Annotated in this window: 25 protein-coding genes; 10 read left to right on the top strand and 15 right to left on the bottom strand. The window is 65.5% G+C overall.

What is annotated here, in order from left to right:
- Positions 1–15: 15 nt before the first annotated feature.
- From G3N95_RS02745 to sctU, 14 genes are all read right to left on the bottom strand, one after another.
- Positions 16–429: a DUF934 domain-containing protein gene (locus G3N95_RS02745; protein WP_205968404.1), complete on the bottom strand. Its 414-nt coding sequence runs from the start codon at positions 427–429 to the stop codon at positions 16–18.
- On the bottom strand, positions 426–2,216 hold the full coding sequence (locus tag G3N95_RS02740) for a nitrite/sulfite reductase (RefSeq protein WP_205968756.1): 1,791 nt from the start codon (positions 2,214–2,216) through the stop codon (positions 426–428). The genes G3N95_RS02745 and G3N95_RS02740 overlap by 4 nt, the downstream gene beginning before the upstream one ends.
- 226 nt (positions 2,217–2,442) lie before the next feature.
- Complete coding sequence (locus tag G3N95_RS02735) at positions 2,443–2,904, bottom strand: MEKHLA domain-containing protein (protein ID WP_205968403.1); 462 nt, start codon at positions 2,902–2,904, stop codon at positions 2,443–2,445.
- Positions 2,905–2,965: 61 nt separating this feature from the next.
- On the bottom strand, positions 2,966–3,421 hold the full coding sequence (locus tag G3N95_RS02730) for a CesT family type III secretion system chaperone (protein WP_205968402.1): 456 nt from the start codon (positions 3,419–3,421) through the stop codon (positions 2,966–2,968).
- An 85-nt stretch (positions 3,422–3,506) separates the two neighbouring features.
- The gene (locus tag G3N95_RS02725) at positions 3,507–3,728 is read right to left on the bottom strand and encodes a hypothetical protein (RefSeq protein ID WP_205968401.1); all 222 of its coding nucleotides are present in this window, start codon (positions 3,726–3,728) and stop codon (positions 3,507–3,509) included.
- Between the two features lie 75 nt (positions 3,729–3,803).
- Entirely contained in the window at positions 3,804–4,046 is a 243-nt protein-coding gene (locus tag G3N95_RS02720; RefSeq protein ID WP_205968400.1) for a type III secretion protein, read from the bottom strand.
- A gap of 2 nt (positions 4,047–4,048) precedes the next feature.
- A complete protein-coding gene (locus G3N95_RS02715) occupies positions 4,049–5,359 on the bottom strand; it encodes a type III secretion protein (RefSeq protein ID WP_205968399.1) in 1,311 nt (436 codons plus the stop codon).
- A 136-nt stretch (positions 5,360–5,495) separates the two neighbouring features.
- Entirely contained in the window at positions 5,496–6,458 is a 963-nt protein-coding gene (locus G3N95_RS02710) for a hypothetical protein (protein WP_205968398.1), read from the bottom strand.
- The gene (gene sctS, locus G3N95_RS02705) at positions 6,455–6,718 is read right to left on the bottom strand and encodes a type III secretion system export apparatus subunit SctS (protein ID WP_205968397.1); all 264 of its coding nucleotides are present in this window, start codon (positions 6,716–6,718) and stop codon (positions 6,455–6,457) included. The genes G3N95_RS02710 and sctS overlap by 4 nt, the downstream gene beginning before the upstream one ends.
- 29 nt (positions 6,719–6,747) lie before the next feature.
- The gene (gene sctR, locus G3N95_RS02700; RefSeq protein ID WP_205968396.1) at positions 6,748–7,404 is read right to left on the bottom strand and encodes a type III secretion system export apparatus subunit SctR; all 657 of its coding nucleotides are present in this window, start codon (positions 7,402–7,404) and stop codon (positions 6,748–6,750) included.
- On the bottom strand, positions 7,382–8,527 hold the full coding sequence (gene sctQ, locus G3N95_RS02695) for a type III secretion system cytoplasmic ring protein SctQ (RefSeq protein ID WP_241018176.1): 1,146 nt from the start codon (positions 8,525–8,527) through the stop codon (positions 7,382–7,384). The genes sctR and sctQ overlap by 23 nt, the downstream gene beginning before the upstream one ends.
- 65 nt (positions 8,528–8,592) lie before the next feature.
- Positions 8,593–9,159, bottom strand: a complete 567-nt coding sequence (sctP, locus tag G3N95_RS02690; RefSeq protein WP_241018175.1) for a type III secretion system protein SctP — start codon at positions 9,157–9,159, stop codon at positions 8,593–8,595.
- An 8-nt stretch (positions 9,160–9,167) separates the two neighbouring features.
- Positions 9,168–11,252: a type III secretion system export apparatus subunit SctV gene (gene sctV / locus G3N95_RS02685; protein WP_205968395.1), complete on the bottom strand. Its 2,085-nt coding sequence runs from the start codon at positions 11,250–11,252 to the stop codon at positions 9,168–9,170.
- A 53-nt stretch (positions 11,253–11,305) separates the two neighbouring features.
- Complete coding sequence (gene sctU, locus G3N95_RS02680; RefSeq protein ID WP_205968394.1) at positions 11,306–12,394, bottom strand: type III secretion system export apparatus subunit SctU; 1,089 nt, start codon at positions 12,392–12,394, stop codon at positions 11,306–11,308.
- Positions 12,395–12,703: 309 nt separating this feature from the next.
- On the opposite strand from sctU, the gene G3N95_RS02675 reads away from it, so the two are divergent.
- From G3N95_RS02675 to sctC, 10 genes are all read left to right on the top strand, one after another.
- Positions 12,704–13,297, top strand: coding sequence for an HrpB1 family type III secretion system apparatus protein (locus G3N95_RS02675; protein ID WP_205968393.1), 594 nt, complete (start codon positions 12,704–12,706; stop codon positions 13,295–13,297).
- A gap of 15 nt (positions 13,298–13,312) precedes the next feature.
- The gene (locus G3N95_RS02670; protein ID WP_205968392.1) at positions 13,313–13,711 is read left to right on the top strand and encodes a type III secretion protein; all 399 of its coding nucleotides are present in this window, start codon (positions 13,313–13,315) and stop codon (positions 13,709–13,711) included.
- A gap of 41 nt (positions 13,712–13,752) precedes the next feature.
- Positions 13,753–14,511 (top strand): type III secretion inner membrane ring lipoprotein SctJ, encoded by a 759-nt coding sequence (gene sctJ, locus G3N95_RS02665; protein ID WP_241018219.1) that lies wholly within the window; start codon positions 13,753–13,755, stop codon positions 14,509–14,511.
- Positions 14,508–15,290, top strand: coding sequence for a type III secretion protein HrpB4 (locus G3N95_RS02660; RefSeq protein ID WP_241018174.1), 783 nt, complete (start codon positions 14,508–14,510; stop codon positions 15,288–15,290). Before sctJ ends, G3N95_RS02660 begins: the two co-directional genes overlap by 4 nt.
- On the top strand, positions 15,275–16,066 hold the full coding sequence (gene sctL / locus G3N95_RS02655; RefSeq protein ID WP_205968390.1) for a type III secretion system stator protein SctL: 792 nt from the start codon (positions 15,275–15,277) through the stop codon (positions 16,064–16,066). The genes G3N95_RS02660 and sctL overlap by 16 nt, the downstream gene beginning before the upstream one ends.
- Positions 16,066–17,460 carry a type III secretion system ATPase SctN gene (gene sctN / locus G3N95_RS02650; protein ID WP_241018173.1) on the top strand — a complete coding sequence of 465 codons (1,395 nt, stop codon included), beginning with the start codon at positions 16,066–16,068 and terminating at the stop codon, positions 17,458–17,460. Before sctL ends, sctN begins: the two co-directional genes overlap by 1 nt.
- A 10-nt stretch (positions 17,461–17,470) precedes the next feature.
- Entirely contained in the window at positions 17,471–17,968 is a 498-nt protein-coding gene (locus G3N95_RS02645) for a type III secretion protein (protein WP_205968389.1), read from the top strand.
- The gene (gene sctT, locus G3N95_RS02640; RefSeq protein WP_205968388.1) at positions 17,965–18,822 is read left to right on the top strand and encodes a type III secretion system export apparatus subunit SctT; all 858 of its coding nucleotides are present in this window, start codon (positions 17,965–17,967) and stop codon (positions 18,820–18,822) included. Before G3N95_RS02645 ends, sctT begins: the two co-directional genes overlap by 4 nt.
- 245 nt (positions 18,823–19,067) lie before the next feature.
- The gene (locus G3N95_RS02635; RefSeq protein WP_205968387.1) at positions 19,068–20,525 is read left to right on the top strand and encodes a helix-turn-helix transcriptional regulator; all 1,458 of its coding nucleotides are present in this window, start codon (positions 19,068–19,070) and stop codon (positions 20,523–20,525) included.
- Between the two features lie 51 nt (positions 20,526–20,576).
- Positions 20,577–22,382 carry a type III secretion system outer membrane ring subunit SctC gene (gene sctC / locus G3N95_RS02630; RefSeq protein ID WP_205968386.1) on the top strand — a complete coding sequence of 602 codons (1,806 nt, stop codon included), beginning with the start codon at positions 20,577–20,579 and terminating at the stop codon, positions 22,380–22,382.
- A 22-nt stretch (positions 22,383–22,404) separates the two neighbouring features.
- On the opposite strand, the gene G3N95_RS02625 is transcribed toward sctC, so the two are convergent.
- On the bottom strand, positions 22,405–23,649 hold the full coding sequence (locus G3N95_RS02625) for an FAD-dependent oxidoreductase (RefSeq protein ID WP_205968385.1): 1,245 nt from the start codon (positions 23,647–23,649) through the stop codon (positions 22,405–22,407).
- Positions 23,650–23,684 lie beyond the last annotated feature (35 nt).

Here is a 23,684-nt window from a genome sequence, read left to right as displayed (position 1 = left end):
GCGCCGCCGATTACCTCACTGTTTTCCAGCTTCCCTATCGCGTTGCCTGAACGGCGCATCGCGAGCCACATCGCCCTGATAGAACGCCGCGAAGCGATCCAGTTGCCGCTGCGCATCTGCGCAATCGACATCGGCACTCAACACCGCGCTTGAAAAACCCGTACGTTCCATCTGGATCAGTTGATCCGCGAGCACCTCACCCGTTGCGCGCAGATCGCCCGTGAAGCCCAGACGCCGCCTGATCAGATACGCCTGGCTGAATGCACGGCCGTCGGTGAAGTTCGGGAAGTGGAGTTCGACGCGATCCGCGCTAGCGATGGCGTCGCTATAAGCAAACGGATCGGCGTCGTTGACGAGCGCGACGACACGTTCGACGGCATCGCTGGAATGATCGGCAGCGAGTATGCGAATACGCGTTCGACCGTTCATGCCGACACCTCCACGGGCGTGCGCACGGCATTCGCCGCCGCCTTGAAGGGATCGGGTCCGATACGCCGCACGGTTTCGATGAACGTCTCGCGACGCGATCCTGACTGCATTCTTTGATCGACATACGTGCGCAGCACTGCGTCGATCACATCGGGGACTTCGTGTGCGGAAAACGAAGGCCCGATCACCTTGCCCGCCTGTGCAGCGCCGCTTGCCCGCGATCCGTCCGAGCCGCCGAGCGTGACCTGGTACCACTCGCTCCCGTCCTTGTCGACGCCGAGAATGCCGATATGTCCGCTGTGGTGATGGCCGCACGAATTGATGCAGCCGCTGATATGCAGATCCACTTCGCCAACATCTTCGAGTTCGTCCATGTCCTGATAGCGCTCGGTGATCGCTTCCGCGATGGGCAGTGAGCGCGCATTCGCAAGCGCGCAAAAATCGCCGCCCGGACACGCGATCATGTCCGTCAGCAGGTTGACGTTGGCGCTCGCGAGTCCCACTTCGCGTGCCGCCTCCCACAATGCAAGCAGATCGTTTTCGTGGACCCAGGGCAGCACGATGTTCTGCGTATGCGTGACGCGTGCTTCGCCCGCGGAGAACCGGTCGACGAGATTGGCGACCTGATCGAGCTGATCGGCGGATGCATCGCCGGGTGCCTGGAGCAGGCGCTTGAACGACAGCGTGACGATGCACAGCGACGGATTCTTGTGACGCGCGACATTGCGCTGCAGCCAGCGTGCGAAAGGCGGGTGATGCAGCGCGGCATCGTGAATCGCCTGGCGCGCGACGGGATCGACAGGTTTGCCGACCGAGTCCACCACGGGCTGCACGAAATACGCACTGACGCGCGCCAGTTCGGCTTGCGGAATCGTATGCGGGCCGCCGTCATGCTCGACGATCTGGCGAAACTCTTCTTCCACTTCGTCGATATATTTCTGGCCTTCCGCCTTCACGAGAATCTTGATGCGCGCCTTGTACTTGTTGTCGCGCCGCCCGTACTGGTTGTACACGCGGACCACGGCTTCGATGTAATTCATGATGTGCTGCCACGGCAGAAACTCGCGCAGCACCGTGCCGATCACGGGCGTACGCCCCATGCCGCCGCCGACGGTCACGCGAAAGCCGAGTTCGCCGTTCTCGCCGTGGCGCAGCCGCAGGCCGACGTCGTGCCATTGCGTCGCGGCGCGGTCGTCGTCGGCGCCCGTCATCGCGATCTTGAACTTGCGCGGCAGAAAGGCGAACTCGGGATGCAGCGTCGTCCACTGCCGCATGATTTCGGCGAAGGGGCGCGGGTCGGCGACTTCATCCGGCGCGACACCGGCCCGCTCGTCGCACGAGATATTGCGGATGCAGTTGCCGCTGGTCTGGATGCCGTGCATGTCGACGGTGGCGAGCAGATCCATCACGTCGGCGGCTTTCGCGAGCGGAATCCAGTTGAACTGCACGTTGGTGCGGGTCGTGAAGTGCGCGTGATGGGTCGGCAGGCGAACGGTGCCGAGCTTGCGCTGGGCGTCCAGCGCCTGACGATAGACGTCCGCCTCGGGCGCATCGTATTCGCGCGCCACGCGCGCGAGCACGCGCAATTGCGCACTCGACAGCTCGCCGTACGGCACGGCCACGCGCAGCATCGGCGCATGCCGCTGCACGTACCAGCCGTTTTGCAGCCGCAAGGGGCGAAAGGCATCTTCGCTCAATCGGCCGTCCTGCCAGCGTTCGATCTGGTCGCGGAACTGCGCGGCTCGATTGAGCAGAAAAGCTTTGTCAAACTCGTTGTACTGATACATGGCTAACCTGGAGGACGGCGCAAGCATCCTGTCGACGCTCGCGCCTTGGGGATGCGGAACGACGGCCGAGTCCATCGGCCTCGCGTTCCGGCGGGGACATGTATGTTCGAATCTAACGGCGGTGGCAGCAGCCGACAAGACGCAGATGACGCGAAAATGACGGCAGCAGATGAGAAAGCCGAGGCAGCGGCTTGCCCCGGTCGAAGAGCGGAGGAAGGGTGGGGTGTTACTCGGCCAACGCCGTGATGTGCGGAATCATCGCGGCCTGGCCGTGCAGCTTGCCGTGCTCGTCGATGAGTTGCCACACGGTTGCGCGTTCGATCCAGAAACGCCGGCCCGTCTTCGCGATGCGCACGCCGCGATAGCCGGACACATAGCCGTCGCGCGTCACCTGGTCGAGAAACGCCTGGCGTTCGGTGCGCTCCGGCGCTTCTGCGGAGAGGCGGGAAGGCAGGGCCGTGAGTTCGTCCCAGTCGTAGCCGAACAAAGTCTGCGCGCGCCGGTTGCCGTAGACGAACACAGGGTCGTCAGCCGTATTGTGAGCGAGCAGTCCGAAGGGCGCGTCGCGATACAGCCATGCAGCGGCGTCTTCCGCGCGCTCGCATTTCGGAACGAGTGCCGTGCCGAGCAGGCGCGCATAGCTGCTCGTGAGCAGGTTGAAGAAGTTCAGATCGGTGCGTAAATCCATCGGTAGTCGTCTCTCCAGGCGGTCGCGACATTCTAGCGTGACGATGCTTCGCGCGAACATGTCATGCGCGGATCCACGAGAAGTTGCCCGTCACGATCGCTTCGAAACGTTCGTCGCTGGCTTCGAGAATGCTTTGCTTCCAGTATGCGCCGTGCTCCGAATAATGCGCGAGCAGGTCGGCGAGAGTGTCGCCCGTGGGCGCATCGTCGAACGGCACGCGCACGAGCAGCACGACGTTGCCATAGTCGGAATCGAGTCCGAGTTGAGCCTGATCCTGCGCATACACGAGCAGATTCGCTTCGAGCATGAGCCGGTAGACGGTCGATACCCGTCCTGCCGTCACCGCGCCGAAGTCGAAGCTCAGATAGATTGCATACGGATCTTCGTCGAAGCAGTCGAGGCGCACATCGAGTCCGCCCACTTCGATCGAATGCGTCTCCAGCACGTGCTCGACGTCCGGCAAGCCGACCGCCTCGCACAGCGATGCGACGAGTTCTACGTAGCGGTCTTCACTCACGGTGCCGATACCCGTTCAAAGAATTGAATCATGCGTGCGGTTTCAAAAGTGGCTGACCGTCGCGCGGACGGCCAGCCAGCACGCATTACGATGCCTGCGCGGCCTTCTGGATGCTCGACGCACCCGACTTCATCGCTTCGCCGAGCGCTTGCAGCAGGCTCGCATTCGACTGTGCCTGGGCGATCTCGAGCTGCTGCTGCGCGTTGTTGTTGATCGTGGCTTCGGCGGCTGCCGTTGCGCCACCCGAATTGATGCCTTGCGTGATGCCGCTCAGTGCGGCTTGTCCTGCTGCTGCTATACCGGGCATGGTTGCTCTCCTGGAATGATCCGGCCGACACGATGCCGGTCGGGTGGTTGAAAAGAAGTTCGACGCGATGCAGCCTTAGCCGCGCATCGCGTCCTCGCGCAACTGGCCGACGATGCGGCTCGCCGCGACGAGACCGCGATAGATGCGGGCGCGCGCGTCGCGGTCGGCTGGCGTGCCGTCGGCGGCGTGGTTCAGTTGTTCTGCGCTCTCTTCGAGTGCCTTGCGCAGTTCCGCGACGCGGGTGTCGGCGTTCGCACCCGTCACGACGTTCTGCAACTCCATGAAGTGTTGCGCGTGGCGTTCAATGGTTTCGTACATGGTCATCTCCGTAACGTGTCGGCCGTCTGCGCGACGGACGTGTGAGGCAGGTCGAGGGTGTGCCGGGCCGTGGCAGGCCCGGCGAGCTGTTTCGCAATCGATGCCTGCGATTCGTGCATGGCTTGTGATACCTCACTCGCGGTTGCCGAGGCGGCGGGCTGCGCGGTATCGCTTGCGGGTTGCGGCGCGGCTGCGCCCGTGGACGAGGCTGTGTCGCTGGCGGCAGTGGCACCGCTCGCGCCGCTGGCCGCCGTCTCGTTGTCGAGAATGAAGATGTGCTTCACGCCGTCGGGCGTTTGCGCATAGCGCACCGTATCCGACGACACGATCGCGATGTAGCTCGCGCCCGCAGGCGCATCCGCCTGCTCGGCACCCGTCGCGTCGATACGGATGTCCTTCACGTTGGCGGGCAGATCGGGGCGGATACGCTTCACGCCCTGTTGCAACGCGTCCATGTCGACGTCCTTTCCCGCAATCGAAAACACGCCGCCGCCGTCGTAATGCACGCTGATGCCCGCAACGGGCAGGCTTTCGCCGATGCTGCGGCGGATCACTTCCGCGATGCCGTACTGCGCCTGCATGCGCGGCGACGTGATGGTCGCGAGCAATCGCCGCGCGGCGAGATTCTCCGCCTCGTTCGCGACGAGGCCTCGCACCAGCACGCCGCCATGTCCGTCGAGCGACGCGCGCAGCTCGTTCAGATGCGCGCTCGCGAATTCGCGATTGACGTTTTCCATCGCGGCGACATCGCCGGGCAGCATCGACGCCTTGGCGCGCGTCGTCAGCGACAGCGCACCGACACTCGCGATCACCGCCAGCGCGACACACGCCGCGCCGAGCGCGACGAAGGTGCGGCGCCGCGAGCGCGCTTTGTTGCTGTCTGCTTCGGCGGACTGGCCGGGCTTGAGCAGCGTCGACAGCAACGTGAGATCGCTCGGCCACTCGACGTCGTCGGGTCCGATGCAGATCACGCTCTGATCGAACTGCATCGGCAGAAAATCGAGCATGAAGACGGGCGCGGTGTCTTCGACGGCTTCGTCGGAGGGCGCTTGCGTTTCGGGCTCGCTGGCGTCGTCCTGCTGCGTTTGCTCGTCAAGAGGCGCGGCGTCGCTTGCGGCTGCATCGGCCGCTCGCACAGCGAGCCGCCGCACGGTTACGACATCGTTGTCGCCGACTTCGACGATCGCGGACGGACCGGTCCAGTCGGTGATGCGGATGTCGGCGTCGTCGTCCGCGTCGATCCGGTGCAGACCGGGACCGAGCGGGGCGGTCGCGCCAGCATGAATACCCGTCAGGATGCGCAGTTGTTTCATGAGTTCCGTCGATCAAGCAAGGAAGCGGGTGCAGCCATCGCGCTGTTCCGTTTCCTTCGATGAGTCGCAGATTAATGGACGCATGAAGCGCGATCCGCCGGCTTTGCGAAGGCACTCGCGCGAACGCGAAGCGACTTCAGTCGACCGGCGGCGAGGCTGGCTGCGCTGAGGTTTCGGCGGGACGCGTGATGCGCGCGTGAGCGATGCCGTCGAGCGTCGCATTCGCGGCTGCTGCGCGGCCTTCGCGACCAGGCAGCGTCGGGCTGCCGGCGACGAGGGCCAGCAAGGGCGCGAGCGCGTTGCGGGTGGCCTTTGCGGTGCTCAACCGACGGGTCGAACCTGGTTGGTCATGCGCCGCTTCAGGCAATGCCTGGACCGCCTGTGTCTTTACGCGAGCGGTTGCATCCATCAGCGATTGCCGGACCTGTGCGAGCGACGCGAGCGTCAACGCGCCTTCATGCTGCCGGAGCGTACGCAACTGTTTCATCGCATCGTGCAGCGAACGGTCGGGTGCGAGCAACGCATCGCACCACGCGCGGGCCAACGCATCGCGACGCGACGCGCCTTGCAGCGTCAGCGCAGGCGAGCCCGCGAACATCGGCAAGGCGGCCACCGCACGCGTCGCGCCGTCCACGCTCGTGATCGCAAGATCGTCGTCGCGTGCGTCGTGCTTGCGCTGGCGTTGCTCCTGTTGCTGGCCGCCTTGCTGTTGCTGACCGCCGCCTTTCGAACCACCATTGCCGCCGTCGCGCGTCACACGCTGTTGCGCGGCGCGCTGACGGTCGGCGCTTCGCGCACTCTGTGCAGTTCTCGCGTTGGCCATGGAAGTCGGGCGGCGTGTCGCGGCGAAACGCGTCGCTACGGCCTTGCCTTGACGCTTCTTCGCCAGTGCTTTCGCAAGGCGCCGTGCATTGGCCGACCGCGCCTGGCCTTGCAGATGCGCGTGATGCGCATGCGCGAAGCGCACGTTGTTGCGCAGCGTCGTGGCGAAGCGCGCGCGGGTCTGCTGCCGCGCCGGTTCGACCGTGCCTCGTTGCGTCTGCGTGGCTTCCTGTGTGGCTGAAGTGCCCCCTGTGGCGCGCGAGTGGATCGAATTCATCGCTGCACCGCTGTCAGGAGCAACTGATTAGCGAAGCGCAGTATCGCCGACGCGCCGAGCGGCGCAACGACGACCAGCGCCACCACCACGGCGATCAGCTTGATGCCGAACGAAAGTGTCTGATCCTGCAGCGACGTGATCGCCTGCAGGAACGACACGAGCAGCCCGACACCGGCCGCGACGACGACGATCGGCAGCGACACGTACAGGCACAGCAGCAGACCTTGCGTCGCGAGTCCGACGAGCGTATCGAGAGTCATGACAAGTCCATCGTGGATAAACGCGGCGCCTACCGGTAGCCGAGAATGAGGCCGTGCATCAGCGCGGACCAGCCGTCCATCGCGACGAACAGCAGCAGCTTGAACGGAATCGCGACGTTGGTCGGCTGCACCTGGTTCAGGCCCATCGCCATCAGGACGTTCGCGATCACCAGATCGACGACGATGAAGCCGATGTACAGCAGAAAGCCGATCTTGAAGGCATCGGTGAGTTCCGTCAGCGTGAACGCTGGCGCGAGCACGATCAGATCGGTGTCCTTGAGCGCCTTCGCTTCCTGCGCGGGCCACAGGGCCGTCGCCGAACGCAGGAAGAACTGGCGTTCGCGCGACTGCGCATGCGCTTCCAGGAACGTGCGGAACGGTTCGCGCGCGGCGGCGATGCCCGCCGTGACGTTCTGCGTGACGTTGCCGGGCGCCTGGTTCGCCTGCATGCCCTGCATCGCGGAGAACGCGACGGGCGCCATGATGTACACGGACACGATGATGGCGATACCGTTGAGCACCATGTTCGGCGGCACCTGCTGGACGCCGAGCGCATTGCGCAGCAGCCCCAGCACGACGACGATCTTCATATACGACGTCACCACCATCGCGATGAACGGGATCACGCTGATCGCCAGCACGACGATCAGAAGCCCGGTGATGTCACCTGTCTGCATCGCCGGCATAAGCCATCCTCGTGATACGTACGCCCAGATGTTCGCCGACGCAGACGATTTCGCCATAGCCGACCGTTTGCCCATGTGTGACGAGCCGAACGGGCGTATCGAGCACGGGCGCGGCAAGTTCGATCACGTAGCCCGGCCGCAGCGCGGCGAGCTGTGCGAGCGGCAGCGCGACGCTGTCGATTTCGAACTGTACGGGCAGATCGAGCAGACCGATGTCGAGGGGGGCGTCGAAGGCCTCTGCGTCGGCTTCGACGTCGTGCAGCGCTTCGCCGTCGCCGGGCAGCGTATCGGGCGAATCGGCCTGCAAGGGTTCTTCGTTCATGATGGGTTTCTCTTCTACAGTGACCAGCGTGCCGTCGATCACGACACGCGCATGGATGCGCCGCATCTCCGGTGCCGCTGCGCCCCACGTCGCGCGCGCGGCGAATGGAGCGCCGCTGTTCAATGCGCGTGCGACGCCGGGCGCGAAGGTGCGCAGCAACACATCGCCGGGACGCAGGGACTGCAGTGCAGCAAGCGGCACGCGACGCGCGCCGAGCGCGATGGCGCCCGGCACGTGCAACGTCGATGCCGTGGCGAAGGCCTGCGTTGCAAATACCGAAGACAACGCAGCGAATCTCTTTTGCAGTACGTCGAGCGTTGCAGCGGCGGCGCAGATCGAAAACCGGTGCACGACGCCGTCATGCAGCAACGCGACGTCGAAACGTTCGCGATGCGGGAGAACGGTTGTGCGTTCGACCGCTGTCACGCGCCAGCGTCCGAGCCCGGCGGCCTGAAAGCGCTGCATCAGCGGATCGAGCAGCGTGTTGGCGAGCGTGCTGCGCAGTGCGTGGCGCGTGCTGTCGCCCGCGCTGGCCGCGACGATCTGCAACGCGGGATAGCGCGCGAGATCGAGATCGACGTCGAGGGTGCCTTCCAGATGCGCGAGCACGATGCGGCCGGGCTCGTCGAAGGCGACCGCCGGCGCGGTGGCAGGCGCGATTTCGATCGCGTCGATCGCGCCGATCTGGCGCAACGCATCGAGGTGGCGCGCATCGCAGAGAAAGCGCGCCGCGCGCGCCGCATCGGGCGTGACGTGGCGCAACTGCTCTGCATACGGTCGTTCATTGGACACAGTGGACATACGGGCTGCGGAATAAGCGTGTCGTAAAACCCGCGCGGGGCGTTCGCGGCTCCGCTGCAAACCGGCTAGTAAACCGTCAGTTCGAGCGTGCGCGCTTCGCCTTGCATCGCGAGCAGCTGGCGCAGTTCGCGTTCGAGCAGGCCGGCATGCTGCAAGAGTAGTTGGCGTGTGTCGGCGGTCTCGACGTCGAAGCGAAGCAAGAGAACAGCGGGCGAAAGCGTCAGATGCAACTGCGTGCCGGGCAGGCGCTGCGGATCGATGCGCAGCGTCACTTCCCAGTGGCCCGCCTGGTGGATCGCGGGGTTCGACGCGAAATCGCCGACATGCCGCGCGAGCACATGCGCGAGTTCGAGCATCTGTTGTTCGCGACGCAGCACGGCGGCCACGATGCGCTGGCTCGCGCTGCCGATGCGTTGCGCGAGCGAGTCTTCTTCATGGCGCTCGTGTTCGTGTTCATCGTCTGGCGCCACGGTAAGCAGATCGCCGTCGGACGAAGGCTTGCCGTCGCGACGCACGAGCGCAGCGAAATCCGCATGGCGCGCGCGCCGGACGCGTGCTGCCGCCGACGAAGCGTTCGACGCCTGCACAGGTGCCGCGATCACGCGCACGGGACGCGATGTGATTCTCGACATGCGCGGCCTCAGGCGGTGACGTGGCCGATCGGCTGCAACTCGAGATGCCCGCCGAGTTCCTGATACGAATAGACGGACAGCCAGCCGAGCCTTCCTTCGATCATGCGCCGCACGTAGCGCCGGATGTCCATCGACGTGACGAGCGCGATGCCGGGACGCGGCGCGAGACCCGCGAACGATTCGATGCTGTCGACGAGAAAGCTGATCTGATCGGGCGGCAACGCGAGATAGTTGCCCGTCGGCGTCTGCTTGATCGCCTGGCGGATGTGCTGCTCGACGGGACCGTCGAGCAGGATCGCGGGCAGGATGCGTGCGCCGAGCGCGGCCCGATGCGCGAGAAAGCGGGCAAGGTCGCCGCGCACATACTCAGTCAGCATCAGCACGTCCTTCTCTTTCGGCCCCCACGCGATCAGGCTTTCCATGATGTTGCGGATATTGCGGATCGGAATCTGTTCTTCGAGCAGACGCCGCAGCACGTCGGCGATACGCTGCGGCGGCAGCACTTTTTGCACTTCGGCGAGCAGGCCCGGATATTCGATGCCGAGCTGTTCCTGAATCCACTGCACTTCGTTGACGCCGAGAAAGAGCGACGCGTTGCGTCTGAGCAGTTGCACGCTGACATTCGCGATCACCTGCTCGGCGCGCCAGCCTGATGTCTTGCTGCCGAGCGTGGCTTCGTCGTGCCAGTAGCCAGGCTGCCCGCTGCCGTCGATCGACTCGCGCTGTTCGCAGCGTCCGGCGAGCGCTTGCGCTTCCGCGTCCTCAGTCTGGGCGGCAAGGCGCTGCGGCAGATCGGCGAGCAGCACCTTGCCTGGTGGCAGTTCAAGCGTGAACGACGGCACGTCGTGCATCAGAAACTCGCAGGTGGACGGCGCCAGCTTGTCGCTGATCCACATGTGGATGCCGGGAAACGGCAAGCCCAGTTCTTCTTGCAGCGCGGCGCGCTCGGCTTCGAACGCCTGATTGAGCCGGTCGACAGCGAGCCGGCCGCGCAGATCGGGCGAAAGCCGCACGCCCAGCGCGCATGAAAACGCGGGCGGCACGCTTGAAATAGCGGGCGTTTCGCTCTTCGCGCCCGCACGCTGCATCGAGCGCACGGCTTCGAGGTCTTCGAAGGCGCGCGCCGGTCCGCGCTTTTTCAGCTTCCATGCGGTGAAGCCGAGAATGCCGCTCAACACGAGAAAGAGCGGCCACGGAAAGCCGGGCACGGCGGCGAACGCGACCAGCAGCAGCGACGCGAAGCCCAATGCGGGCGCGCTGCCCATCAGCTGCTTGCCGATTTCCGCACCCAGCGAGCGAGGTTTCTCGTCGCGGTCGTCGGCGACGCGCGTGATCATCACGCCCGCCGCGACGGACAGCAGCAGCGCGGGCAACTGCGCGACCATCGCATCGCCGACGGAGAGAATCGAAAAACGGTTTGCCGCTTCGCCGGCCGTCATCCCGTGATACAGCACGCCGACGGCGAGACCTGCGACGATGTTGATCATCGTGATGATCAGTCCCGCCACTGCGTCGCCTTTGACGAACTTCATCGCGCCGTCCATGCCGCCGTGCAGCGCGCTTTCGAGCGCGAGCGTCGCGCGCTTGTGGCGCGCTTCGTCGGCCGTCAGCAGATTGGCGCGCAGATCGGCGTCGATGCTCATCTGCTTGCCTGGCATCGCGTCGAGCGTGAAGCGCGCGCCGACTTCCGCGACGCGCTCCGAGCCTTTCGCGATCACGATGAACTGCACCAGCGTGATGATGATGAACACGACCATCCCGACCACCAGGTTGCCGCCCACCACGAGCTTGCCGAAGCTGTCGATGATGTCGCCCGCTTCCGCATGCAGCAGGATCGATTTCGTCGACGCGATGCTGAGCGACAGACGATAGAGCGTCGTGAACAGCAGGATCGACGGGAACGCGGACAGCGACACCACGCTCGGCACATACAGCGTGATCATCAGCAGCGTGACGGCCGTCGCGATGTTCAGGCCGACGAGGATGTCGATCATGAAGAACGGGAGCGGCAGAATCATCAGCGAGACGATCGCGATGATCATCACGAGGATGCCGATCTCGCCGCCGGCGGGCAGTTTGAGTGTCTTGAACATGAGCGTGGTGGGTGAGCGAAGCGGATTGCGTGGATGAGGCGCGACGCGTGTTTTCAGCCTGACAGCGTCGGTGTGACGGGCGCTGTCGGGTCTGCGGAATTGCGCGGCAGCGCAAGCGAATCGACCCAGCGCAGGATCGCGGCGACGGCTTCGAACAGTTCGTCGGGGATCGGCTCGTCGAGTTCGACCTTGTAGAGAGCGCGCGCGACGGGCGGATGACCGACGATCGGCACGCCCGCGAACTGCGCGTCGCGGCGCATTTTCAGTGCCGCTTCGTCCATGCCCTTGGCGATCACGAGGGGCAGCGGATATTCGTCGGGCGCGTACCGCACAGCCACTGCGTAGTGCGTTGGATTGACGACCACCATGCTCGCCGTCGCGACCTTGCGCGGCGCAGATGTAGCGAGTTCGCGCGCGAGGCGTTTGCGCTCGCCCTTGATGACGGGATCGCCTTCGTCCTGCTTGAACTCGCGCTTGATCTCGTCCTTGCTCATCTTCTTGCCGCGTATGAAGAGGAACTTCTGCAGCTTGAAGTCGATGCCGCCGAACACGACATACAGCGCAGCCGCTACCGCGAGCAGCCGGATCACGACGAAGCTCGCAAGCTTCGACAGTTCAGGCAGCGACTGGAACAGCGACCCCGTGACGAGCGGCAGCAGGCCTGTGATCGTCTTCCACATCACGAGCGCGAGCACGATACCCTTGATCGTCATCTTCGCGAGTTCGAGCAGCGACTTGAGCGAGAAGATGCGCTTGATGCCCGCCATCGGGCTGACGTTCTCGAACTTGAGGCCGACGGCTTTCATTGAAATCGCGATACCTGTCTGTCCCGCCAGCGCGGCAACGGACGCGAGTATCGCCGCGCCGATCACGGGCAGGATCGCGCCCGTCATGCGCGAGCCGATCTGATCGACGGCGAGCATCAGCGTCGTCATGTCGTGCGGACCGGCGACGAACTTCAGCGCGATCGAGATGCACGAGCGCAACGCTTCGACGATCTTGTCGCCCGTCGCCATCAGCATGCCGACGCCCACGGCCAGCAGCGCGCCGTCGACGAGATCCGTGCTCTTCGCGACCTCGCCGTCCTCGCGCGCCTTGCGCAGGCGTTTCTCGGTTGGCTGTTCGGTCTTGTCGTCGCTCATCGGGCGCTCCTCGTGCGGCACGTCCCGTGAAGCGTCAAGCGGGCGCGCGATGCTGGAATGCGGTGCGCTTCACGCGGACCGTGCTGGCGCAGTGTAGGGCGCGCGGCGCGGCGCGCTGTCGACCGAGGCGAAGCCCCGCGCACGCTTGCGAAGCGCGCCAGCACGCGACATGCGATGCGCCGCAAGCGAGCTTCGAGGTTCGCTTTCGCGCGACTCGCTTCGGCTGCGACGCGAGTTCAGTGCAATCGGCTTGATACCTTGCTGACGGATGACGCCCCGCGTCCCGTTTTCATCAAGAGGGTCCACGCCATGCTCGCGAAACCGTCACAACCTGCTTCCGCCCAGACCGCGCCGAACTACCTGCAATGCGGCGACGCCACCTTGAATGCGCTGATCGAGATCGCGTCGGCGGGTCTCTTCCGGCACTTCCCGACAGCGTCCGCCGATACCACCGACATCGAACTGGTGCTCGATGCGCTGCGTGCACTCCGTCCGAAGGTCGCCGAGATCGAAACGCTCGCGGGCGTGCTGCAGATCGCCAACGGCCGCTGGGACGAAGCGTCGCGCACGTTGCGTGACGTGATCGACGCGGCGCCGTCGTTCGCGTATGCGAAGGCGATGTATGCGTACTGCCTCGCGTCGCAGAACGACGCCGGCTGGCGTCAATGGGCCGACCAGGCGCTCGAAGGCGATGCCGGTCCGGAGACGCGCGCGCTGGTGCGCGCGCTCGGCGTACGTGCCGATCTGGATGCGGCACGCGCGAATCATCGCGGCGGCGAGTTCGTGCTGCCGGAGTCGTATCGCGATCTCGCCGAAGAGCAGGAGAGCGGGCCGTCGAAGAACACACGGCTGCCTTCCGGCGAAGCGTCCGCGTTCGCATCGCATGCGTTTCTGCGCGCCTGATTCGAGGACACAGCCATGACCATTTCAACGATAGCCGAAACGGCGATGCATGCCGCCGCCGAGGCCGCCAGGGCCACGAACGCAGAGCAGTTGCCGCAGATGCCCGCGCCCGAATCCGTGAGCCGTTTCGAGGATCTGATGCAGCAGCCGCTTGCCGCACCGGGCGGCGATGCGTCGCAACACGCGGGCAATCTCGTCGACGCGATCCGCAAGCAGGACGGCCAGATGGAAGCGGCGCTCCAGCAGGTCGAGACGCTGAGCGCGAACGCGGCATCGCTGTCGCCGACCCAGCAGATCGCGGCGGCTGCACAGGTGTCGCTGAACCTGTCGCTCGCGCAGTTCGACTTCCAGACCAAGATGGCGGTGGTGTCGGCGTCGAAGTCGTCGGCTGAAACGCTGATGAAGAACCAGTGATGAATACGAGAACTTTGCTTCCTCCCGCGAGGCGCGCCTTGATGGGCGGCTTGTTCGTCGCGTGCGCACTGCTGGCGGGCTGCAAGAAGGAGTTGTATACAGGGCTCGCCGAAGAGGACGTCAACGAAATGACGGTCGCGCTGCTGGAGCGCGGCGTGTCCGCCGAGAAGAGCACGCCCGACGGCGGCAAGACCTATACGCTGCAGGTCGACGACGGCGACATGGTGCGCGCGATGCAGGTGCTGCGCGAACGAGGCCTGCCGCATAGCAAGTTCGACGATCTCGGCAGTCTGTTCAAGAAGGACGGGCTGGTGTCGACGCCGACGGAAGAGCGCGTGCGCTTCATCTACGGGTTGTCGCAGGAACTGTCGGGCACGCTGTCGCATATCGACGGCGTGCTGGTCGCGCGCGTGCAGATCGTGATTCCGAACAACGATCCGCTCGCGCAGACGATCAAGCCGTCGTCCGCTGCAGTTTTCATCAAGTACCGGCCCGGCCTTGAACTCGATGCGCTCGTGCCGCAGATCAAGAACCTCGTCGTGCATAGCGTCGAAGGGCTCTCGTACGACCAGGTGAGCGTGACGGGTGTGCCCGCCGATCAGGTCGATATCGACAGCCGCGTGCCGTCGCATGCGCCTGTGTGGCCGTTCGTGCTGAGCGGGCTGCTGGCGTTGATCGTGGCGGGCGGCGCAGCAGGCTACGCGTTTCGCGTGCGGCTCGGCGGGCTGATCGCGCCGCTTAAAGCCAGCTTCGGCTCGCTTGCGCAGCGGCTGCCCGGACGCAGGCAGAAGTCCGCATGACTGATTCCGCGCTTGCGAGTCCGGTTGTCGCGATGTCCGCGCCGCCGACGACACGCGCCGCCGCAGCCATGCCGCGCCGACAGCCCGCGAACGGCTCGCCGCTCGCTTGCGCCGACGCTGCGCAGATCCTGCTCGGCTGGCAACGCAATGCGCGCAGCGCGTTGCAATGGCTGCATCGGGACTGGCTCGCGCTGGCGTTGGGTATCGGCGCGATGCTGCACACGCAAACGCACATGGAAGACGCGCTAGCGGCGTTGCGTTCGCGCTGCGACGAAGCGTGCTCGCTCGCGGTGTTGCGTGTGTTGCTGCCCGCACCGCCGACGCTCGACATTTTCAGCGTCACGCCTGCCGCGCGGCTCGACGCGCTGCCCATTGCATCCGGCTTGCAGGTGCTGCGGATGCTGGCGCTGCTCGCGCGCCGCGCAGAAGTGCGAAGGCTCGTCGATCGCACGACGCGCAAGCGGCTCGCGGAATGGACCGGCTGCGCGCTCGACGATCTGCTGGGCAAGTCCGTACCGGAAGCGCCTTCGCTCGCCGATGCGACCCGCGAGCTTGCCGGCATGCGCGCGCTCGGCTCGCTGGATGCGGATGAACTCGCGCTCGAAGGGCTGGCGTTGCTGCCGCGCGTCGGCGGGCAGCGAATGCTGCTGCGCTTTGCGCTGCCTTATGCAAACGCAACCACGGCAGCGCCTTCGGAACACGAATGCGAAGGCGCATTCGCGCTGCTGCGCGAACGCCTCGGACCTCTTTTGCCGGAGTACGCATGGTTATCTGGCTGAGCCGGCCGCGCGATGCACACGCCACGCGCGACGCGAAAAAAGGCAACGGCAAGGACGAACCGCGCGTCGGCCTCGTCGGCGACATTGTGCCGCGCGAGACCTTCGGCATGCTCGCGACCATCGACGACGTCTATGGACGCGTCGAAGCCGAACGACAGGCGATACTCGCCGCCGCGCACATCGAACGCGAACAGATCCTTCAAGCGGCGCGAGAAGAAGCGGCGGCGCTCGTCGCATCGGCGGCGCGAGAACGCGAGGAAGCCTCGCTGCGGGGCTACGCGGAAGGCGTCGTGCGCGGCGAGGCGCAATGGCTCGAACGCATTGCCGCGTTGAGCGCCGACGCACGGCGCCTGCAAATGGGCATGCGCAACCGGATGGCCGAACTCGTGATGCTCGCTGTCGAGCAACTGGTGCGCACCGAAAGCGCGCAGGCCCTGTTCGCGCGCGCGACGGACACGATAGACCGTATCGTCGAAGGCTCGGCGAACCTGCGCGTCAGCGTGCATCCCGCCGATCTCGACGCGGCGCGCGCGGCGTTCGGCGAATTCGAAGCAAGGCTGCGCCTGCTGGGGCGGCCCGTGCCGCTCGCCGTCGCGGCAGATCCGCGTCTGGAGCCGGGCGCCTGCGTGTGCGAATCGGACCTCGGCATCGTCGATGCGAGCCTGTCCACGCAACTCGATTCGATGCGTGCGGCTATCGTCCGCGCGCTGAATGCGTCGCTGAAAACGCAGACTGTTATCGAGGCCGGACAAGCCGAGCCAGCAGAGACTACCTGATGAACACCACCGTTTCGAACTCACTGCAAGACAGGCCGCTGACCGACGTGTTCGGTCTGCATGAACACGGGCTGCGCGAACTCGGCGGCGCGATCGAACGCGAAATCCGCTCGCTGTTGCCCGTGCGTCAGACGGGCAAGATCGCCGAAGTGGTCGGCACGCTGATCAAGGTCGCGGGTATCGACTTGAAGCTCGGCGAACTGTGCGAACTGCGCACGCCGCAAGGCAAGCTGTTGCAGCATGGCGAGGTAATCGGCTTCACGCGCGAGCATGCCGTTGTGTCGCCGTTCGCGCAGTTGTCGGAAGTGTCGCGCGCGACACATGTGATCGGGTTGCAGCGGCCCTTGTCGGTGCCCGTCGGCGATGGGCTTCTCGGCCGCGTGATCGATGCACTCGGGCAGCCGATGGACGGACGCGGTCCGATCGATGCGGAAGACAGCCGGCCGATCTTCGCCGATCCGCCGAACCCGATGACGCGCCGCATGATCGAGCTGCCGATGGTGACCGGCGTGCGCGTGATCGACGCCATGACGACGCTCGCCGAGGGCCAGCGTATGGGCATCTTCGCGCCGGCCGGTGTCGGCAAGAGTACCTTGCTCGGCATGCTCGCGCGCGGCGCGCAATGCGACATCAACGTGATCGCGCTGATCGGCGAACGCGGCCGCGAAGTGCGCGAATTCGTCGAGCTGATTCTCGGCGAGAAGGGCATGGCGCGTTCCGTGGTCGTGTGTGCGACGTCCGACCGCTCATCGAGCGAGCGCGCGAAGGCCGCGTATGTGGCGACGGCGATTGCCGAGCACTTCCGCGACGAGGGCAAGCGTGTGCTGCTGATGATGGACTCGCTGACGCGCTTTGCGCGCGCGGGCCGCGAGATCGGCCTTGCGGCGGGCGAGCCGCCCGCGCGGCGCGGCTTTCCGCCGTCCGTGTTCGCCGAGCTGCCGCGTCTGCTTGAGCGCGCGGGCATGGGCGAGCGCGGTTCGATCACAGCGCTCTACACGGTGCTCGCCGAAGACGAGTCGGGCAGCGACCCCATCGCGGAAGAGGTGCGCGGCGTGCTCGACGGCCACCTGATCCTGTCGCGCGAGATCGCCGCGCAGAACCGTTATCCCGCCATCGACGTGCTCGGCAGTCTGTCGCGCGTGATGTCGCAGGTGATGCCGCGCGAGTTCATGGCGTCGTCTGCGCGGCTGCGCAAGCTGCTTGCGAAGCATCGCGAGGTGGACATGCTGTTGCAGATCGGCGAATACCAGCCGGGTACGAATGCACTTGCCGATGAAGCGATCGCGAAGATCGATGCATTGAAGGCGTTCCTGTCGCAACCCACCGACTCGTACGCGGACCCCGCTGAAACGGAAGCGGCGCTGCACGAACTGGCGCAAGGCGACGCGCAATGAGCACACCGCAATGAGCGCACCGAAGCGACAGATAGCGGCGTTGTCTCGTGCCGTGTCGCGCCGTCAACGCGTCGATCAGGACTTGCGCGCGCGGCTCGCGCAGTTCATTGCGGCACGTGTGCCGCTCGTCGACAGCGAAAGGCAGGCACGCGACCGTGCGTCGGTACTTGAAGCGCAGGCGCGTTCGTACCGGCAGCGCATCAGCGCAATGATGGCGGGCGCCGAGCCGTTTTCAATCGATACGTTGACGGCGATTCGCCTGTATGCGGACGAAGTGGACCGCGGGCACGCTGCCGCGCTCGACGCACTCAAGTCGGCGCAACAAGCACTCGCCGCACACGATGCCACGATCGCGAACACGCGCGGCGAGATCGCGAAGAACCGCGGACGCATCGACCTGTGCGAGGCGCGCATCGGCAAGCTGCAACGCGTGCTCGACGGCATCGCCGCCGACGCGGAAGACGAAGACGTCGAGGAGACGGCGCTCGCGCGCCTGGCACGCGCATGACCGAGTTGCTGCAACTGTATGGCCCGTGGCTGCTCAAGCATCTCGCCGTGCTCGGCGTGTGCTCGCTGCGGCTCTACGCGATCATGACGCTCTTCCCGCCGACGGCGGAAGGCGTGCTGCAAGGGCGCTTGCGCAACGGTGTCGCGCTGAGCTTCACGCTGTTCGTCGCGCTTGCGCAGCCGCCGTCGTTCGCCGATTCGCTCACGGGCTTCACGCTGATGATGACGGCGCTGCGCGAAACGCTGATCGGGGTGGTGATGGGCTTCGCGGCGGCGACCGTATTCTGGGTCGCGGAAGGCGCGGGCATCTACCTCGACAATCTGACGGGCTTCAACAACGCACAGTTGAGCAACCCCATGCTCTCGCAGCAATCGACCCCGTCGGCAACGTTGCTGGGCCAGATCGCGACGGTCGCGTTCTGGTCGCTCGGCGGCATGCAGTTTCTGCTGGAGGCGCTGTACGAGTCGTATCGCTGGTGGCCCGTTGCGTCGACCAAGCCGATGTCGACGGATTTTCTCGGCGTGTTCGCGATGCATCAGACCGATACGCTGATGCAGACCATCGCGAAGCTCGCCGCGCCGATGCTGCTCGTGCTGCTGCTGATCGACCTCGGCGCGAACCTCGCGTCGAAGGCTGCGCAAAAACTCGATCTGAGCGCCCTCAGCCAGCCGATCAAGGGAGCAGTGACGGTGCTGATGCTCGCCGTGTTCGCGGGGCTGTTCGTGCATCAGGTGCAGGACCAGCTCGATCTGCGGCTCTTCAAGGAACAGGTGCGTGCGATTGCGCAAATGAGCGATCGCGACACCGATCTGAAGCGGGACGCAACGCCTCGTCCCCACGATGTGACGCCGTGATGTCCCCGCGCACTCACACGAAGGAACTGAGTTTTGTTGAGAGTCCTTGTCTGAGACGAACGCACATTCTCAACTTTACTCAAGCCTCAACTCTTTCCTCTGATTATTGAGAATTTCACATTCCGGTTTGGCTACAGTGCATTCCGTCGCCGCGACATTTCGTTCGAAAGCGTCGCGATCGTTTCAACGTGCTCATGCAGCAGCGTCGCCAAAATCGCTGCGCGAGCCTTCCGACGGAACCAGCCATGCTCGTTACCTACTACTTCCCGTACGTGTCGATGCTCAATGCGGCGTCGGCGCCTGCCAATGTCGTCGACCTGATCCGCAACGGCAATGTGCAGGTCGCCGCCGCGCACGTGCAGCGCCTCGTGGATCAGCACGACGACGCGACGCCCGCCACGCTGCTGCAATTGCAAGGCGACCTGCAATTGTCGCTCGGCATGGAGGTCGATGCCGACGACTCGTTCCGCGAAGCGCAAAAGCGCATGCGCGACGACAAGGACGGCATGCGCTTCGCGTCGTGCCGCAATGCCGGCTGGCAGGCGCTGTTTCGCTACCGCTACGGCACGGCGATGTCGTGCTTCATGCAGATCGCCGATCATCCGCAGGCGAGCGCGGCGCTGCGGCTCGACGCGCTGTTCGGCGCGTTCGGCGTGCTGTTCTGCGTGGGCCGTCTGCGCGATGCGGATGCCGTGCTCGATACGCTCGAAGACCTGCTCGACGAGGCGACCTCGAACGATGACACGCTGCCCAACGCCGACGGCTGGCAGCGCCTGCTGAGCACCGTGCGCTTCGATGTCGAGGCGCAAAGCACGCTGCGTTCGCGCGCGGCGCTCTCCGATCATATCTACTGGCAAGTGGGCCTGACGGGCGACGCCGCGCCGCGTGTGGCGCCGCAGCGGCCCGCCGCGCTGCGCATGCTGACGGGCGCGATCGTCGATCCGCTCTTGCGTGGGCGCGTCGAGTTTCTCGATCGGCTGGCGCAACTCGCGGGCGGCGAACGCGACGCGCAGCAGCAGATGCTCGCGCACGCCGACTGGGCGGGCAAGCAGGGCATCCAGAACTATCAGAGCGCGGTGCGCATCGAGATCGTGCTTGCGAGTCTCGCGGGCGGTGCGTCGTCGCTGGCGGAGTCGATGCTCACGCTGCTGACGGCCGAAGTGCGCATGCCGCAGAGCCACCGGCAACTCGAGTATCTGTACTGCCTCGCGAAGCTGCGTCATGTTCAGGGGCGCAGCAGCGAATCGCTGGAGGTGTACACGCGTTATGCGCTGGCCGCCGTCAATTGCATCCGCGACGAAGCGGGCGCGCTTGCACGTTACGGCCAGCGCATCGCGCGAGCGCCGGAACAACTCGACGATATCGGCACGCGTCTGCCCGCGCGTTACCGCCGCGCGTATCGCTATCTGCTCGACAACCTCGAACGGAAGGATCTGTCGATCCGCGAGATCGCCGCGCAGATCGGCGTGACGGATCGCGCGCTGCAAAGCGCATTCAAGGCCAGCCTCGGTTCGACGCCGACGGAGATCATCCGCCGGCTGCGCATGGAGCGCATTCGCGCGGACCTCGAAGCCGACGACAGCGCGCACGAACAGGGCATCCTCGCGACGGCCGTGAAGTGGGGCGTCAGCAACCGCTCGACGCTCGTCAACAGCTATCGCCGCGAGTTCAACGAGTCGCCTTCCGATACGTTGAATCGCTGAGCCCGTTGTGAACATACATCGCCAGAACTACACCTATCCTGAGCGTCGAACATGAAACTCACCTTCCGTCGCCGCGCGATCGCGGCCGCCCTGTTGATGATGAGCCTCAACGCGGGCCATGCCGCACCGATCTCGTGGCGGCCCGGCGAAGTGCATATTTCGGTCGAAAGCCGCGACCTGAAAGACGTGCTGCGCGACTTCGCCGCGAGCCAGGGCATCATCGCGACGATCGCGCCGAACGTGCAGGGGACGGTGTCGGGACGCTTCGATCTGCCGCCGCGCAGGTTCATCGACACGATGGCGGCCACCTTCGGCTTCGTGTGGTTCTACGACGGCAGCGTGCTGTCCATCAGCACCGCCGACGACGTGACCACCAAAGTGATCAAGCTCGACTTCGCCGGCACGCAGAGCCTGCGCGCGACGCTCAAGCAGATCGGACTCGACACGGACCGCTTCCCGATCGTCTACGACCCCGAGCAAGGCGTCGCGCTGATCACGGGGCCGCACCGGCTGATCCAGCTCGTCGACGAAGTGGCCGCGCGCCTCGACCAGAACGCGAACCGCCGCACGGGCAGCGAAGTGCGCGCCTATGCGTTGCGCTACGGCTGGGCGGCGGACCATACGATCACCGTGAACGGCAAGACGCAAGTCGTGCCGGGCGTCGCCCACGTGCTGGCGAGCCTCTATCACCCGGAGCGCGACAGCGACCAGCAGGGCACGTCGCGCGGCTCGACGGACGGCACGGCGAACCTGCAACAGGTCAGTCCCTACGCGGACGTGCAGGGCGGCACGAACGGCGGCTCGCCGTATAACGGCAATGGTGTGAATCCGCCGCTGCCCGATGTGTTCGCCGGCGTGGCGGCGGCGGGCGGCGGGCCGGTCGGCGCGATGCCGGGCGGCGGCTATGGAGGCACGTCAGGCGGCAATCAGGGCGGCGGATCCGGCGGTCAGGGCGGCGGCCGTTCGGCGACGGCGGCCGTGCCGGACGGCGCTGGGTCGCTGCCCGTGATCCAGGCCGACGCGCGGACCAATTCCGTGCTGATCCGCGATCTGCCCGATCGCGTCGGCCAGTATCAGCAACTGATCGACCGGCTCGACGTGAAGCGCAGGATGGTCGAGATCGAAGCGCACATCATCGAAATCGACGACGGCGCGCTCAAGCAGCTGGGCGTCGACTGGCACGCGCATTCGAGCCACTTCGATTTCCAGACGGGCAGCGGCAGCAACAACGCGAACAACTTCAACGGCACCGTGAGCCCGACGTTTTCGTCGATCGATACGGCGGGCAATCTGGTCGCGACAGCGACGCCGACGGGGGGCTCGTTGACGGCCGTGGTCGGCGACGCGGGCCGCTATCTGCTCACGCGAATCGATGCGCTGGAACAGACCAACCTCGCGCGCATCGATGCCAGCCCGAAGGTCGCGACACTCGACAACGTCGAAGCGGTGATGAACAACAAGACGCAGTTCTTCATCCCGGTCTCGGGCTTCACGTCGAGCAATCTGTTCAGCGTGCAGGTCGGCAATACGCTGCGCGTGCTGCCCATGGTCGTCGATGCGAACGGCGCGCAGCAGATCAAGCTGCAGGTGCACGTCGAAGACGGCCAGCCGACCGGCAACAGCGTGAAGGACATTCCCGAGATCCGCACGAGCGAGATCAACACCGAGGCCGTCGTGTCGGAAGGACAGAGTCTGCTGATCGCGGGCTATCGCGTCGACAACGACTCGAATCTGAATACGGGCGTGCCCGTGCTGTCGAAGATTCCCGTGCTGGGCGCGCTGTTCCGCTCGCGCACGCATCAAAGCAGCCATATGGAGCGGCTCGTGTTGCTCACGCCGCGCGTGATCGAGTTCTGAGCGCGGCGCGTTCCAGTCGATCTCAGTCCGCGTCGCGAACCGTGTACGGCGGCGCCTGCACGACGGGCGCCGCGGCTGCGAAGAGGTCGGCGCGGCTGCCGTTGCGCGGTGGATAGATGCGCTCGCAGTTGATCGTGCGTTTGGTCGCTTTGGCGGCGGCGCCCTGCGAGGCGAGGCGCCGCTCCCAGCCTTCCGTGTACACGGCACCCCAGGGGCCGAGGTCGAGAATGGTCGTGTACCAGTCAATGCCGAGCGGCAGCATGTCGAGACCGAGCAAATCGCAGACGGCGTTGTGGCCCGCGAAACGCCCCATCGGACGGCCATGCTGGCACGACATCACGGATGGCCGTTCGCCGTCGATCAGGAGGCGCGCGCAATCGCCCGCTGCGAACACGCCCGGCACATTGTCGACGCGCAGGAATGCATCGACGGGAACACGTCCGAACGGATCGAGCGTCACCGGGAATTGCGCCGTCAATGGACTTGCGCGCATGCCGCCGCACCAGACGACCGTTCCTGCATCGATTAGCTTGCCTCCCGCGAATTGCACGCTGTCGCACGTCACGCGATCCAGCGACACGCCGGGCAGCAACTCGATGCCTTGGGCGACGAGCGCTTCTTCGATCACAGGCTGCGCGCCGCCCATCGCCTGGCCGATTCTGGGCGAACGGTCGGCAAGTATCACGCGAATCGTGTCGCTTTGATGCTCGCCTGCGACGCTGCGCAAGCGCGCGGGCAATTCGGCGGCCAGTTCGATTCCCGTCAGTCCTGCACCGACCACGACGACGGTGAAGCGTCCCGGCGACGGCGGTTGGTCGCATAGTTCGAGCAGGTGAGCGTGGAGGCGCGCCGCGCCCTGAAACGTGTCGACATCGAAAGTGAACTCGTGCAATCCGGGGATCGCAGGGCGAACCAGCGCGCTGCCCGCTGCAAGAATCAGGCGATCGTATTCGAGCCATTGCGCAGGTGCTTCGTCGGTGTCGTAGCCGACGCGGCGGTTGTGCGGCTCGATCGAGCGGACCGTGCCCGGGATGTGCCGCACACCGGCGGGATCGAGTACGTCGGCAAGCGGCACGAGCGTGTCGTCGAGCGGCTGCTCGTAGTTGCGCACGCGAATGCTGTGATACGGCGTGCCGTTGATGACGACCACTTCGATGTGATCGCTTGGCACGCGCAGTTCATCGAGCTTGCGCGCGGCGCCGAGCGCGCTCCACAGGCCGGCAAAACCGGCGCCGATCACGACGATCCGTTTCGGGTCCGTATCCATGACGGGCGTGCTCCTCGTTAGGGGAATGAGCCGTT

This window comes from Paraburkholderia sp. Tr-20389, from assembly GCF_017104565.1.
Classification (GTDB): Bacteria; Pseudomonadota; Gammaproteobacteria; order Burkholderiales; family Burkholderiaceae; genus Paraburkholderia.
This window is presented reverse-complemented; position numbering and strand designations above follow the sequence as displayed.